General features: G+C 51.4%; 16 protein-coding genes. 8 read left to right on the plus strand and 8 right to left on the minus strand.

Going from position 1 to position 14425, the window contains the following annotated elements; translation table 11 throughout:
- The first annotated feature begins 7 nt into the window (after nucleotides 1-7).
- Nucleotides 8-589 carry a 5-formyltetrahydrofolate cyclo-ligase gene (locus G4V39_RS05245; RefSeq protein WP_166031928.1) on the plus strand — a complete coding sequence of 194 codons (582 nt, stop codon included), beginning with the start codon at nucleotides 8-10 and terminating at the stop codon, nucleotides 587-589.
- Here the strand turns inward: G4V39_RS05245 and G4V39_RS05250 are convergent.
- Entirely contained in the window at nucleotides 558-1574 is a 1017-nt protein-coding gene (locus G4V39_RS05250) for a potassium channel family protein (RefSeq protein ID WP_246169766.1), read from the minus strand. The genes G4V39_RS05245 and G4V39_RS05250 overlap by 32 nt on opposite strands.
- Before the next feature lie 144 nt (nucleotides 1575-1718).
- Here G4V39_RS05250 and amrS point away from each other — a divergent pair, with 144 nt between their 5' ends.
- The 7 genes from amrS to nifU all read left to right on the plus strand — a co-directional run bounded on the left by amrS (nucleotide 1719) and on the right by nifU (nucleotide 7590).
- Nucleotides 1719-2729: an AmmeMemoRadiSam system radical SAM enzyme gene (gene amrS / locus G4V39_RS05255; protein ID WP_166031929.1), complete on the plus strand. Its 1011-nt coding sequence runs from the start codon at nucleotides 1719-1721 to the stop codon at nucleotides 2727-2729.
- A 26-nt stretch (nucleotides 2730-2755) separates the two neighbouring features.
- A complete protein-coding gene (gene radC, locus G4V39_RS05260; RefSeq protein ID WP_166031930.1) occupies nucleotides 2756-3484 on the plus strand; it encodes a RadC family protein in 729 nt (242 codons plus the stop codon).
- Nucleotides 3481-5211, plus strand: a complete 1731-nt coding sequence (gene ispH / locus G4V39_RS05265) for a 4-hydroxy-3-methylbut-2-enyl diphosphate reductase (protein WP_166031931.1) — start codon at nucleotides 3481-3483, stop codon at nucleotides 5209-5211. Before radC ends, ispH begins: the two co-directional genes overlap by 4 nt.
- 65 nt (nucleotides 5212-5276) lie before the next feature.
- Nucleotides 5277-5744, plus strand: a complete 468-nt coding sequence (locus tag G4V39_RS05270) for an RrF2 family transcriptional regulator (RefSeq protein ID WP_166031932.1) — start codon at nucleotides 5277-5279, stop codon at nucleotides 5742-5744.
- A complete protein-coding gene (locus tag G4V39_RS05275) occupies nucleotides 5713-6024 on the plus strand; it encodes a sulfurtransferase TusA family protein (protein WP_166031933.1) in 312 nt (103 codons plus the stop codon). Before G4V39_RS05270 ends, G4V39_RS05275 begins: the two co-directional genes overlap by 32 nt.
- A gap of 13 nt (nucleotides 6025-6037) precedes the next feature.
- Nucleotides 6038-7234, plus strand: coding sequence for a cysteine desulfurase family protein (locus tag G4V39_RS05280; RefSeq protein ID WP_166031934.1), 1197 nt, complete (start codon nucleotides 6038-6040; stop codon nucleotides 7232-7234).
- Entirely contained in the window at nucleotides 7216-7590 is a 375-nt protein-coding gene (gene nifU, locus G4V39_RS05285) for a Fe-S cluster assembly scaffold protein NifU (protein WP_166031935.1), read from the plus strand. Before G4V39_RS05280 ends, nifU begins: the two co-directional genes overlap by 19 nt.
- Nucleotides 7591-7665: 75 nt before the next feature.
- Here nifU and G4V39_RS05290 read toward each other — a convergent pair whose 3' ends face one another.
- The 7 genes from G4V39_RS05290 to G4V39_RS05320 are packed head-to-tail and all read right to left on the minus strand — an operon-like array spanning nucleotide 7666 to nucleotide 14316.
- Nucleotides 7666-7830, minus strand: a complete 165-nt coding sequence (locus G4V39_RS05290; protein WP_166031936.1) for a hypothetical protein — start codon at nucleotides 7828-7830, stop codon at nucleotides 7666-7668.
- 10 nt (nucleotides 7831-7840) lie between these two features.
- Nucleotides 7841-9046: a LuxE/PaaK family acyltransferase gene (locus G4V39_RS05295; RefSeq protein WP_166031937.1), complete on the minus strand. Its 1206-nt coding sequence runs from the start codon at nucleotides 9044-9046 to the stop codon at nucleotides 7841-7843.
- Nucleotides 9043-10482: a B12-binding domain-containing radical SAM protein gene (locus tag G4V39_RS05300; protein ID WP_166031938.1), complete on the minus strand. Its 1440-nt coding sequence runs from the start codon at nucleotides 10480-10482 to the stop codon at nucleotides 9043-9045. The genes G4V39_RS05295 and G4V39_RS05300 overlap by 4 nt, the downstream gene beginning before the upstream one ends.
- Before the next feature lie 5 nt (nucleotides 10483-10487).
- Nucleotides 10488-10799, minus strand: a complete 312-nt coding sequence (locus G4V39_RS05305; protein WP_166031939.1) for a hypothetical protein — start codon at nucleotides 10797-10799, stop codon at nucleotides 10488-10490.
- Nucleotides 10799-11614, minus strand: a complete 816-nt coding sequence (locus G4V39_RS05310) for a cytochrome c biogenesis protein (RefSeq protein WP_166031940.1) — start codon at nucleotides 11612-11614, stop codon at nucleotides 10799-10801. The genes G4V39_RS05305 and G4V39_RS05310 overlap by 1 nt, the downstream gene beginning before the upstream one ends.
- Nucleotides 11611-12882 (minus strand): cytochrome c biogenesis ResB family protein, encoded by a 1272-nt coding sequence (locus G4V39_RS05315; RefSeq protein ID WP_166031941.1) that lies wholly within the window; start codon nucleotides 12880-12882, stop codon nucleotides 11611-11613. The genes G4V39_RS05310 and G4V39_RS05315 overlap by 4 nt, the downstream gene beginning before the upstream one ends.
- 9 nt (nucleotides 12883-12891) lie before the next feature.
- Nucleotides 12892-14316 carry a hypothetical protein gene (locus G4V39_RS05320; RefSeq protein ID WP_166031942.1) on the minus strand — a complete coding sequence of 475 codons (1425 nt, stop codon included), beginning with the start codon at nucleotides 14314-14316 and terminating at the stop codon, nucleotides 12892-12894.
- Nucleotides 14317-14425 lie beyond the last annotated feature (109 nt).

Genomic DNA, 14425 nt, shown 5'->3' on the forward strand with positions numbered 1-14425 from the left:
GGAAGGCTTGGAAGACAAAAGAACCTTGCGAAAGAAATACCTAGCGGCCAGGGCCAACCTGGATCCAAAAAAGAGGTCCGGGGCCAGCCGAATCATCGCCCAACATGCCCTTTCCTGGCCTCTTTATCGCTCGGTTAAGGTAACCCTTCTCTATGCCTCCTTTCGTGAGGAGGTAGAGACCTGGGATCTCATCCGGGAATCCCTTAAGCGGGGGAAAATCGTCCTTTTGCCGCGAACATTTGTCGAGGAGAAGACCCTGAGGCTCTACCAGATCATGAGACCGGAAAAGGATCTTTCTCCAGGATATGCCGGGATCCTGGAGCCCCGCCCTGACTTACCGGAGGCCACCCGACCTCCGGAGATAATCTTTGTCCCCGGGGTAGCCTTTGATGTCCACGGAGGCCGCCTGGGCTACGGTGGAGGTTACTACGATCGCCTCTTGAAAGAATACCCTGAGGCCATTCGAGTCGGGCTGGCCTTTGGGGTTCAGATCTGTCCCCGCCTTCCCCTTGAACCCCACGACCAGCTGATGGATTTCCTGATCACCGAGGAGGGACTTATCCGGACAAGGTGTGGGCCATCTCCTTGAGGCGCATCAACCCCTTCTGATCGGCCAGGGCGATAAGGATATCTCCGGGTTCGATGATATAATCTGGGGGCGGGTTGTAGATCATCTGCCCGGATTCCTTTTTTACCGCCAGGATGATGGCTCCGGTCTTTTGCCGGATGCCACTTTCAAGAAGGCTTTGCCCCTGGAGCCTTGATCTTTCGATCACGGTGATCTCTTCGATCTGAAGATCCAGAGAGGCCTTGTGGACGGCCAGCTCCAGGAAGTCGGTCACCGTGGGGCGCAAGACGGTAAGGGCCATACGGCGGGCCCCGATGAGATAGGGGGAAACAACCTTATCGGCCCCGGCCCTAAGGAGTTTCTTCTCCGCGTCCTCCTCAGCGGCCCGGGCAACGAGGAAGAGTCTGGGATTCAAGCCCTTAGCCGTAAGGCATATATAGACATTGTCGGCGTCGGACTGAAGAACCGAAAAAAGCCCCCGGGCCCGTTCCACCCCGGCCTTAAGCAGGGTCTCCTCGCTGGTAGCATCTCCTTCCAGGTAAAGAAAGCCCTGCTCCTCCAGACGCTGAATCTGTGATGGATCATTCTCTACCACCACCACCGGGTGCTCCTTGGAGACCATCTCGGCAATCACCATACCGATGCGTCCGAAACCGCAGATTATGTAGTGATCCTTAAGCTGGGCAATCTTTTTCTCCAGCCGACGTCGCCCCATGGCCTTCTGGATTTGACCACTGACTATGGCCTCCGTAACCATGGAGAAGACGTAAAGGACCAACCCCACCCCCAAAAAGAGGATAAGAATGGTAAAGATGCGCCCTTCCTCCGAAAGGGGATGAACCTCTCCGTAGCCTACGGTGGTCACGGTAATAAGGGTCATGTAGAGGGCATCAAGAAGGCTCCAACCTTCTATAAGCTCATAGCCGAGAACACCAAGGGTAACGATGCTTATGGCGGCTAAGACCGAAAGCAGGACCTTTTTTATCTCTTCTCTCATGTCAGCCATAATTTATGTCCTCCTCGAGGTCTTCAGTTTGCCCAAATCGGCTCCAAGATCAAGGGCCAGCGTCTTGCAAAAAGACCGGGCCAGTGCCTACTTTGGGATAGGGAAAAATTTTCTGAAAAGACACCTACTGCAAGGAGGAATACCATGAAGGAGGCCATGCTCTACGAAAGGCTAAAGGACAAGGAGGTCCGGTGTCAACTATGCAGTCACCGCTGCAAGATAAAACCGGAGAAGACCGGCATCTGTGGAGTGCGCAAAAATGTGGATGGCACCCTTTACTCTCTTGTCTACGGGCGGGTGATTGCCAGGCATGTTGATCCCATTGAGAAAAAGCCCCTGTTTCACTTTCTTCCGGGCAGCCGCTCCTACTCCATTGCCACCGTAGGTTGCAATTTTCGCTGCGATTTTTGCCAAAATTTTGAGATCTCCCAGATGCCTCGGGACCAGGGAATCATTATGGGAGATACTATGAGCCCCGAAGAAATAGTCGCCGAGGCCAAAGAAGCCAGGGCCAAGACCATCTCTTACACCTACACCGAGCCGACAATCTATTTTGAGCTGGCCTACGACTGCGCCCGCCTGGCGGTGGAAGAGGATATCCGGAACGTATTTGTCTCCAATGGCTACATGACCAAAGAGGCCCTAGAGACCATCCGGCCCTATTTACATGCGGCCAACATCGACCTTAAAGGTGACGACCGCTTTTATCGCCGTCACTGTGGGGCCAGACAAAGTCCAGTCCTGGAAACATTGAAAAATCTCAAAGAAATGGGGATCTGGCTGGAAGTAACCACCCTGCTTATCCCTGGTGAGAATGACTCCCTGGATCTGGTCCGAGAACTGGCCCGTTTTATCAAAGAAGAACTGGGCCCAGGAACCCCCTGGCACCTTTCTCGCTTTTACCCCCGGTATCATCTAACGGGGCTCCCGCCCACCGAGGTGGAAAAACTGGCCGCCGCCCGTCAGATCGCTCTTGAGATGGGCCTGCGCTACGTTTACACTGGAAACGTCCCCGGAGACCCCGGGGAGAAGACCTACTGTTATGCCTGCGGACGGGTGATCATCGACCGCTTTGGTTTCACTATCACCGACTATCACCTCGATGAAGGTCGCTGCAGCTTCTGTGGGGCCGAGATCGACGGTGTCTGGAGCTGAGTACTATTTAGAACAGACCGACTTTTATGGACAAAGAAGACTGGCAGAGACGGGGAGCCGGCCATCGACAGCGGTTAAGAGAAAAGTTTATGGAATATGGGCTTTCGGCCTTCACCGACGCCGAGATTTTAGAGGTTCTTCTTAGCTTTGGCACCCCCCGAAAGGACTGCAAGGTTCCGGCCCGAAAGGCCCTCCAGTATTTCAAGGGGCTGGCCCAGGTTCTGGAGGCTCCGGTAGAGGAGCTGGTCAAGATCCCCGGGCTTGGCCCCAAGAACATCTTTGCCCTTAAGTTTGTCCAAGGAGTGGCCCGAAGATACCTGGAGAGAAGGATCAAAGAAAAGGTCTATCTTCGCTCCGCCAGAGAGGTCTATGAATATCTCTATCACTCCATGGCTGACCTCAAAAAAGAGGTCTTTAAGGCCATCTATCTCGATGCCCGGGGGGCCATCCTGGCCGTAGAGGATCTTTTTCGGGGCACTGTCAACATGAGCCATGTCTATCCTCGCGAACTCATCGAACGCACCCTGAGACACAATGCCTCGGCCCTGGTAGTGGCCCATAACCACCCCTCTGGCGACACCACCCCCTCCAGGGAGGATCTCCACCTCACCAGGCGTCTTATCATCATCTGTGAGATGCTGGAGATAAGGCTGCTTGACCACCTGATTATTGGACACCCCGGTAAATATTACAGCTTCGCCGAAAGGGGGCTCATGGACAGCCTGAGGGAGGAAGTCCGGAGGGCCCTGTTATGAAGGTGGTTCTGGCCAAAAAGGCTGGCTTTTGTATGGGGGTAAGACGGGCCATGCAGCTGGCTTTGAAGGCAGCCCGTACAGGCCCTCATCCGGTCTTCACCTATGGCCCTCTTATTCATAACCCTCAGGCCCTAGATCTTCTTAAGTCTTTAGGGGTTGAGATCCTCAAGGATATTCCAGAAAAGGGTGAAGGAACGGTGATTATCCGGGCCCACGGCGTGCCCCCAGAGGAGAAGAGTCGGCTCATCAACGCTGGTTTTAAGGTCATCGATGGAACCTGTCCCCGGGTGATAAAGGTCCAGAAGATCGTCCAGCGTCATGCCGAAGATGGCTATCGGATAATCATCATCGGAGACAAAGATCATGCCGAGGTTATTGGCATCCTGGGCCACTGCCGGGGGAAGGGAATCGTGGTCAGCGATTTGCGGGACATCCGGGAGCTAAAAGACCTTCAAAAGTACATCATCGTCTCTCAAACCACCCAAGAGGAAGAGACTTTTGAATTCCTGAGCCAGGAGATCGTGGAGCTTTTTCCCGGTGGGCAGGTCTTTAATACCATCTGCAACGCCACCCACAATCGTCAGGCCGAAGTCCGGCGTCTGGCAGCAGAGGCCGAGGCCATTGTCGTTGTCGGAGGGAAAAACAGTGCCAACACCAACCGCCTGGCCATGGTGGCCCGGGAGGCCGGTTGCCAGGCCTACCTGGTAGAAACCGAGAGCGACATTCCCCGTGAAGAGCTGAGCCAGTTCCGCCGGGTGGGGGTGACTGCGGGGGCCTCTACTCCTAACTGGATGATAAACCGAATCGTCAGGATCCTTGAAGACATCCGGGGAAAAGGAGAACCATTTTTCTTTCGCTGGCTCCGCCGAGCCATAAGAATGGCCGTGGAGATAAATCTGGCCGTGGCCCTTTCGGCTGCCCTTCTGGGGGTCTTCGCCCAGACGGCCCTGGGCCAGGATCCATCCTTAACATGGGCCTTTGTTGCCGGCGGCTATGCCTGGGTCATGCACACCATAAATCGGCTTTTTGATTTGGAATCCCTGAAGTTAAATGATCCCTTGCGAGCGGCCTTTTTTGAAAGGCACCGCCTGTGTTTTTATCTGGTGGCCGCCCTGGTGACTGGAGCCATCCTATCTCTAGCCTTCAGGGCCGGATCTCTTCCTGGTGGACTCCTTTTAACCCTCCTCCTCCTTGGCTCTCTCTACGGATTTCAGGCCTTACCCCCTCCCCTTAAACACCTCCTGGGATACCGGGCCCTCAAGGAAGTCCCCGGCGGGAAGATGTTCTTTGTGGCCCTGGCCTGGGCCGCGACGGCGGCCGTAGTTCCGGGTCTTACCCTGGGCCCCCGGCCATCTGCCTTGGCAGGGGTCTTTGTCCTCGCCGCCCTTTTAGCCTATCTGCGGGGAATACTCCTTGAAGTTCTTGAAGTCCAGGGAGATGGCTTTGTGGGCAAAGAAACCCTTCCAGTCTTTCTGGGCGAAGAAAAAACCTTAACCATCGCCCGCTGGATTACCGGAGTTCTTATGGTCTTAGGGCTTATCCTGCCGGCCATGGGGATCTTGCCCCCTTCCGCCCTGGCCGTCTTTGCCGGCGGGATCTATCTTCTCTTTCTCATCAGAGTCTTTGCCCAGAGAAATCCCGGCCAAAGCTTCCGACTGGAGATCTTAGTGGAAGGCCTTATTCCTCTGACAAGCGCCATCTCTCTGGCTATAGCCCTCTACTTATAAAAGGCTTCTAATTTTTACCCCACCAAAATACTTGACATAATAAGTCAAGTATTTAAAATAAAGCCATGTTCAGGTTATCAACCAAAGGGCGTTATGGGCTGAGGGCCATGTATGAGATCGCCAGAAGCTATCCCCGGCCCATAAACATTAAAACCATCTCTGAGCGCCAGGGGGTGCCGGTAAGGTATCTGGAGCAGATTTTAAACCGCCTGCGTCGGGCCGGTTTTATTGAAAGCATCAAAGGTCCGGGTGGGGGATACGTCCTCAAGCGAAAGCCGGCGGAGATTAATCTGGCAGAGATTCTCCTGGAACTGGTTGGTCCGGTGGCCATAACCTCATGTCTTGATCCAGAAGAAGGCTGTCTGCGGGTTGACAGGTGTGTCTTTCACCTTCTGTGGAAGGCCCTCGGCCAGCAAATAGAGAATTTTCTTAGCACCATAACCCTGGAGGATCTACTCCAGGAGTGGTTTCTCGAGGCACTCCAAAATCAGGGAGGAGAGCATGAGCAAGATCAAGTTTGTGGAAAATATTAAACCCGATGTCACCACAGACATTGTCTATATGATGTGCCCTATGCATCTCCTGACCCTGGAGGAAACCATCTCTCAGCTCGAGGAAGGGCAGATCCTTGAGCTTCTGACCGACTATGACGGGGCTCTGGAGGATGTTCCCAGCTGGTGTGAGCGGACAGGCAACGAATTCCTGGGGCTAAGCGAGGGAGAAGACTACTTTCGCTTCTATATTCGCAAACGCTGTCCCAAGAGCTGTCCCTTCCGGGGCCAAAGGGTAACCAGAAAAGAGACCAATAACTAGAAAGGGAAAAGACATGGATTGCTATTTCGACCACGTTGCCACTACTCCTCTCAGGCCAGAGGTTCTCGAAGCCATGCTCCCCTATCTTAAGGAGGAGTTTGGCAACCCTTTGAGTGTCTATCCTCTAGGGGTTAAGGCCAGAGAGGCTATAGAAGAGGCCCGCGAAAAGGTGGCTGGTCTCATCGGAGCCAAGGCCAGCGAGATCGTCTTCACCTCCAATGGGGCCGAGGCCAATAACTTTGCCGTTCAAGGGATTGCCCGGGCCATGGAGAAAAAGGGCCGACACATTATCGTCAGCCTCATGGAGCACCATTCGGTCCTAAACCCGGCCCGTTTTTTGGAAAAACAGGGGTTTGTGGTCAGTTTTATTAAACCAGATAAATTTGGTCTCATTGATCCTGACGAGGTGCGCCGGGCCATTCGCAAGGAGACCATTCTGATTTCGGTAATCATGGCCAGCCCCGAGGTGGGGACCATCGAACCTATTGCCGAAATAGCCCGGGTGGCTCGGGAAAATGGAGTGGTGTTTCATACGGATGCTGTAGCCGCTGTGGGCAACATACCGGTAAATGTTGAAGAACTGGGGGTTGATCTTCTGAGCATGTCGGCCCACCAGTTCTATGGTCCTAAGGGGGCTGGGGCCCTTTATATTCGCAAGGGGCTACGGATTACCCCTCTTATCTTTGGCGGCATCCAGGAAAACGGCCGCCGGGCGGGCACGGAAAACGTTCCCGCCATTGTGGGCATGGGCAAGGCCGCTGAGTTGGCCCAAAAGGAGCTTCCTCAGCGGATGGAACACGTAAAGAGACTCCGGGATATGTTTGTTGCCGGTATCACCGGAGAGATAGACCATCTTTTGTATACCGGACACCGGGAGAAGAGGCTTCCGGGACACGCCAGCTTCTGCGTAGAGTTTGTCGAGGGTGAGGCCATGTTGCTCCTTCTGGCCTCAAAAGGGATCTATGCCGCCAGCGGCTCAGCCTGTACCTCAAAGGCCCTCAAGGCCTCCCCGGTGCTTCTTTCTATGGGTGTCCCGGCCCATATAGCCCAGGGGTCGGTGGTCTTTAGCTTTGGCCAGGATAACAATGAAGAACAAATCAAATATGCCCTGAGGGAGTTCCCTCAGGTGGTTAAGAGACTCAGAGAACTCTCCCCCTTCGGACAGGGCTGGGGAGAAATGGAGGGAGGACTATGTACACGAAAGAGGTAATGGATCACTTCATGAACCCGAGAAACGTAGGCGAAATTCCCGACGCTGACGGGGTCGGGATGCAGGGAAATCCAGTTTGCGGCGATGTAATGAAGGTCTACATCAAAGTAAAAGATGGCCGCATCGTTGACGCCAAATTCCAGACCTTCGGTTGCGGGGCCGCCATTGCCGTAAGTAGCATGATCACCGAAATGGTTAAGGGCAAGACCCTTGAGGAGGCCCTCAAGATCACCAACAAAGAGGTGGCCAAGGCTCTGGGAGGACTACCACCCCAGAAAATGCATTGTTCAAACCTGGGGGCCGACGCCCTCAAGGAGGCCATTGAACAATACCTGGCAAAACAAAAAACCCAATAACTCCCCCCTCCCAAAGCAGGGGCAGGGTTTTCCCTCGGGAAAACCCTGCCCCTTTTTATTATGTGGGCAGGAGGGTCAGGAGCGCTTCTCAGAAGAGGTTTTGATATGGTTCTTTTTATCTTCTGGATCTTTCCCCTGGAAACAGCCGGTAAGCATCAGATCCGCAAGGGTGGAACAAGTCCCGCCATTTTCTTCAGCCCCAACCATCTCTAAAGTTATTTCCTTAAAATCTTTCTCCATATAAACCTCCTTAAACATTAATGCGAGCATAGATTCGGCCAATCTTACTTAAGCGATGTCGTAATAAAAACTCCGTCAGTTTATTAGCTACTCGTCCGCCGGGATGCTGGAAAGTTTTATCGATAAACACCTCCTGCCCCCGTTTGCGCCAACGTCCAAGAATCTCAAATCCATCTTCGACAGCCATACCGACATTATCTGTTTGGACAGCCAACATTTGAGCCCTATTGGTAAGGTCATAATGACACAGGAGTCCGATCTCTCCCGGCCGAACAGGATTTAATGTTTCGGGATCAATAATTTTAAGACGGGTCCATGGAGGAAGTTCCTTGTAGCGAAAGACCTTTCGTCCCTTAAGATGATTTCTTAAGACGTTGTCAAAATAATTAGTGCTGGTTTCCGCCATCCCCAAAACGTTAATACAGTAAGTCTCTGGGATCCCGAGAATTCTTTTGGCTTTGGCCCAAAATTCCTCCTTACTACACTCACCAAACTGACCTTGATATCCGCCACCATCACAGAGTCGACTTCCGGGAGGAAGTTTAAAGTGTAAACCTTCTTTCTCGCAGGCGTTAAAAAAGTAGATAAAGGCCGAGGTGGCCCCGATGAGGGCCAAAGGTTCGCCAGTTTTCTCTGCTTGTTTGAGGGCCTTGAGGAGTAATGCCAGTTTTAGCCCCCGATAGCCTATAAGAAAGGCACTATCCGACGTTCCAAAGATGCGCCTCACTTCCCCTAAACCGACAGCCATCCCCATACCGGGAACTAGTTTAGGAGAAGGGGCAAAAAAGAGAATCTTCATTTTGTCTATATCGGGAAAGAGATACTCCCGGGTAAGAAGGGCATTGGCCTGAACCATAATTTCAACGGCCCGCTGATCTCGATAGACCTTGGCTCGATTAGTTGGATCTGTGGTCCCACTACTCATGTAGTGCTGAACCGCCACATCAGGTGGAAAGGTAGTTAAAACAAACTTCTTAAAGGCCAGAGAAGGGACGGCCGGAATATCTTCCCAAGAAGAAACTGTTTCTGGAGTCCGGCCTACTTTAAGGCAGAAGGTACGATAGGGTTCTATATTACGAAATTGGAGCTCAAATTCCTTAAGAGCCAAACGATTGAAAGTCTTCTCATCATTATTATCTAGCCCCCGGGCCACGAAGGCCTGAATTTCTTGATCGAGCTCCCGAACAAAGCTGGAGTCAAGGCTATAGTCCCTCACGAAGCGTTCCCCTTCAGGAATCTCTTAAAAGGAACAAGGAGGCTCATCATCTCTGAGGCCAAATAAGACCTCTCCAGTAAAAGCTGGAGTACGGTGAGCATAAAGCCCCTCTTGTAGGGAGTAAGGGTCTCTAGACGGGCAAACTTATGAGCAAAAAAGCGGCCGGTAGCCGAAAACATTGCCCGCCGAAGTTCTGCCCGACTCATGGCTAGCGGCCTGATGATGGGTTCAATGAGATTGTAGTGGCTATAATTGTAGTCTTCGATGTAGTCTCTAAAACGTTGATAAAGAGGAGTATAGGGCCAAGGGGTCAGGGGCAAAAAAAACGCCATATCTGGATCATAAAATTTGGCCAGTTCCAAAGTCTGGTTGAGAGAGTCTTTTGTTTCATCTGGAGTGCCCACAACAAAAGATGTCTCTGAAACAATGTCTGCCCTATTAATGATATCTAAGGCCTTCTTGGAGGCCTCAACTCGGATATCTTTCTGAAAAAGGTCTATTTTCTGCTGATCCGGTGATTCCACTCCCACATAGATATGGGTTATTCCGGCCAGGCGATATTTCTCCATAATGTCTTCATCTCGGATAATATCATCGACCCGAGTCTCCATGAGGATCTCTATTTCTAGATCCCGCTGGAGAAGAAGATCCAGAATCCTTTGCCAGCGCTGGCGATCCCGAGTTGGATATTCATCACTGATCATGACCACATCCACCCCATAGACACGACGAAGATACGCCAGCTCGTCCACAAAAGCTTCGGGAGATCTGGCCCGCCATGATCCCCGCCAAAAAAGACGCTGGGAGCAAAAAAGGCATCCGGCCACACAGCCTCGGGAAGAAGAGACGATAGCCAATCTGGAGCCTGGCTGAGGATGATAGGTATAGACAGACCAATCAAGCAGATCCCAGGCTGGCTTGAGCCGGTCAAGATCGACGACAAAGGGTCTTTCTGGAGTAAGGAAAGGGCCCCCGTCTTTGAGAAAGGCCAGCCCAGCCACCTTTTGGGGGTTATCTTCAGCAGCCAGACATTCAACAAGTTCGGAAAAGGTTTCCTCCCCCTCACCCCGAACAATAAAATCCACCACCCCAGAGGCCAAAACCTCTTCATACATAAAGGTGGGATGGACATTACCCAAGACGGTGATCACCTGAGGATCAATTTCTTTCGCCAGATGACAAAGCTTCAGGGAGTCGTTTACCGTAGCCGTAATAGCCCCCGAGGCCAGAATATGAGGCTTGAAATCCTCAATAAGGCAAGCGATCTCCTCCCAACCATGATAAAGAGACATGGCATCATAAATTATAACTTCGTGTCCGGCTTCGCGGACTGCCCCGGCCAGATAGACCAACCCCAAAGGCAGCCAGGTACCAGCGGCCTCCAGCATGCCACAGTGATACGGTGGAGTTACCAAAAGAATACGTTTTTTACCCATAAAAATTACTCCCCAAAGGCTATGACATAGCCCCAGAGACTCCCCGCCAAAAATACAAAAGCCAAAAGCAGGTGTTTAAGCCAAAGAAGTTTGGTCTTAAAGGCCAAGGATTTCTGGCCACGATAGTCCCGAAGTCTTAAAATCCCGGTAATGGCCACCAATACCAAGGAAAATATGATTACCAAAAACATCAGACGCTTAGTATCTGCGATGCTCCTTTTAGTGGACAGTAAAAAAAGGTTTATTAAAGCCCCGGCCCACAAACCAGTAGCCAGATCATGAAGAAAGTTGTTGATGATTTGCAAGGGCCGGTTCATCAACTACTTCCCCCGATCACATACATAGTGTGAAGACCTTGGCTAATAAAAGGAACTACGAAGAGAGCCAGAATAAAGAAGGAAAAACAAATTACTGTCAACCAGGCCGCCCGTCGGCCCCGCCAACCGAAAAATCTCTGTAGATGAAGATCAAGTCCCAATCCTAGCCAGACAATAAGCGACCAAGTTTCAATAGGATCCCAAGACCAATAGCGTCCCCAGCGAAGGTTGGCCCACACAGCTCCTGAGGCGGTGGCTATTGTCCAGAAGACAAAGGCCAGCCCCATAAAACGGTAATTGTATAGTTCAAGGGAGTTTGAATCCAGCTGAGTTGAGGAACGCCGAAGGAGCCAGAGGCTGCAACCTAAAGCCACCAAAATAGCGGCAATGGAGAGTTTGATAAAGAGAACATGAATCACCAACCAAAAATAGTGAAAGGCTGTAGGTAAGCCTGGCTGACCATCGTATTTGCTGAGCCCCAGAAGGAGAAAAAATAGGGCCCCGGGAAGTACCACCAAACCGACAGGCAGAAGACGCCCCATCCTAAGGGTAACTAACCCGTAGATAGCCAAAATCACCCAGGCATTAGAGGAGTAAACCTCATAGGCTGTAGTGTAAGGCCCGTGACCCACATAGTACCAGCGAAGTGCCAGGGCCAAACCGTGTAAAGCTATCCCCCAAAAGACCAGAAACCGTGAGGCCGAAAGGCCTCTTTCCTTCGTGAAGAAAACTCCCCAGGCCAGGGCAATAATGGCCAAGGCATAAGAAGCTACGGCCAGCCAGCTCAGAATTATTTCAAAAGTGACTTCTCTCATCTTCCATTCTGGTTGGCTAAAACCTTCCGGAACTCGGAGATGAGAAAATCTTCCTCTTGGGGGAAGAAGCGTCCCGGGTAGGGAGACCACAGGAAGACCCACAGGGCCTGGTTAGCATCTAAAACTAGAAAGATACGCCTAGGCGGCAGAAAATAGACTAAAATCGCCCCCAGCACAGCCGCTAAAAGCCCAGCGAAAAAGACTCCCTCCCCCTGATGAGAAGTGACCACCAAACCCGTCCAGTAGGCCAAACGACCAAAGGTTAAGCGTTCATCTCCAAGAGAGATGGTCTGGCTAAAGAACAGCCTTCCCTCAAAAAGCAGCTCTCCAGCCCTTTGTACCTGAATATAGATTCCAGGCCAGGCAGGATCTAAGGCCTGTTGATCAAATAAGTTGGGGTAGAATTTAATGTTTAGAGAATAATCTCTGCCAGGAAAGTCTCCGCCGCCGACAAATCCCTCCCCAGGGCGGGAGGGTGGATCAAGAAAATAATGAGCTGATATAAACTCCCCTTTCTGGTCTCGAAGATAAAGAGTGGTTACAAAACCAAAGTCAGGGGCTTGGTAAAGACGGAAGCCCTGATATCGCAAAGGCCCCCGTAAACTTGTTTCCATCTCTTTCCTAAGCTTTCCCAAAAGCCGAAGCCGGCTATTGATGTCAAAGAGTTCCCCATCTTGGTAACGAACATTACAGGAAAGGAGGGCCAGGCCAAAATTTGGTTCAAATCTGGAGATCAGAAGGCCGGTCTCTTTGACCAGCCAATGACGGTCTTTAATTCGCTCAAGGCGTTCTCCCTCCATTATCTGAAGATAGCCTCTCGCCCCCCACATTCCTCGATAGATGAATGAAAGGACAACCAAAAATAATCCCAAGTGGAAGACAAAGGTTCCCCAGCGTCCGATACGGTGCCGTTCAAAAAGGAGCCATTCCTGGCCTTCAGCAGTAAAGACATACCCCAGAGACTCGAGTTTATTCCTTAAGGGAACCAGGGAGCCGTTAAATGAAGGCTCCAGGAGAACTTTCTTTCCTAAAGGATGTGGAGGCCTCCTTTCACGAGACCATAGACGCTTGAGAGCCAAGGCCAGAGAGACCAAACTGAGCGAGGCTACAAGTAAGAGAAAAAGACCATTTAGACGTCGTATAAGATGTAAAGAATCATCTGACCTCTCTTGGGGGATAAGGGCTTGAAAGAGAGAAGCCAAAAGAAGGGCTAAGATAAGCCAACTTATAAACCCCCTTTTAAGGAAAAACTTACTTAGCCTAAGCATAGGGCGGGTTCAGGGATCATAGGGCCCCTGGTAGTTCTTATGGTAGCGACAAGGATTGATAGTGCTGTAGCAGTTTCTCTTATTGTAAGAATCGGGATCAGAGGCCTTCCGATAGCCCTCAAGGACCGCCATCTTGGTGCCATCGCTCTGAAGGGCAGCATAGGGTTCCGGATCACTATTGTAGGCAATAAGCCGCCCCCTCTTGGAGCCATGAGGCACGGCTACATGGCAGGCCACACAGGGGGCACCGGGATAAGAAACCGTTCCAAAGGTGTAATTTTCATTATAATGGTCATCCTTGTCGTGAACATTGTTTAAAAAACGGCCATTTACCTTAAGTGGATGACACTTGGCACAAAGAAGTTTGGTCTGCCAATTGCCCTGGTCGTTAAAAACATCGGCCAAAGTCCAGAACTTGCCTGTGTCTGGCCTTATGGGCCAGGTATAACCATCAGCCAGCATGTACTTAGTGTTTGAGGCATGAGGCCCTTCGGGGCCTGTAGAGGCATCATCTCCATGACAGTCGCTACACCACATGGTCTGATCTCCTACGGCCTGCGTCCAGGGCGACTTGACCCGAGCCCCTCTACTAGAAGCCACTAAAGCCCTAGGAGAATCCGAACCGCTGCGATTGTTTAGAGTGACTACCACTGGATGACCAGATTTGTTGGCCGGAGCAAACTCAAGAGCCTGATCAGTCAGATAGTATTCGCTGGTGGCGTTTGTGATGGTGGTCACTCCAGTGGAGGTGTTCTCTGCCGAACCAAAGGCATAGTAAGAATGACACTTCAGACAGACCTGATACTCCTTGATCGCCCCTCCAGCAGGATTAGCAGTGGTTGGACGGAGCTCATTAAAGCTTGTCGGAACCGTCCAGGCTGATGAGGGCCAGATGGGTTCTACTCCCCAGACTCCTTTTAACAAGTTGGAGACCAGATTGTTATTTGCCGGATTGGTAGTGTTGTATTGGTGATAGGCTGTCCCTGGATAGCCAATAGTATGAGGATTGTGGCAATCAGCACACTCTGCATGACGATTGCTGGCCCCGAAGGAGGAAGCCCCCTCCAATTTGCTCACTGTATGCCGCCCGCTGCGTTCCACCGGATGCCGATAAGATTTGTTAAACTGGGTCTCAATATCCCTTGAAAGGGAAGGCACGTTGTTACTAACCGCCCCATGACAATAAAAACAGAGTTTCTCCTCCAAGGCGAAAAGGGCTAGGGGGGAAGGACCGGCTCCTACAGGAGAGGGTTCTGTACCACCAATGCTGGCATGCATCTCATGGCAATGGGCACAATTACCCACCGAATAGCCTAGGGTCTGAATAGAATCACGATTTACCCCACTACTACTGTTGCCGTGGGCTGAGCCGGTATAAGTGCCAGCCCAGAGAGAAAAAGGAAGGGCTAAGAACAGTAAGAAAAAGAAAATCATAAAAGATGCCACTTAATCTTACCCTCCTAGCCATTGTTTCTCGAACATATTAGGATGCTATAAATAACCAACTTTTAAGTAATTGTCTATTTATAAAAAATCGTTTCCC

Origin of the sequence: Thermosulfuriphilus ammonigenes, assembly GCF_011207455.1 — a bacterium.
Lineage (GTDB): Bacteria > Desulfobacterota > Thermodesulfobacteria > Thermodesulfobacteriales > ST65 > Thermosulfuriphilus > Thermosulfuriphilus ammonigenes.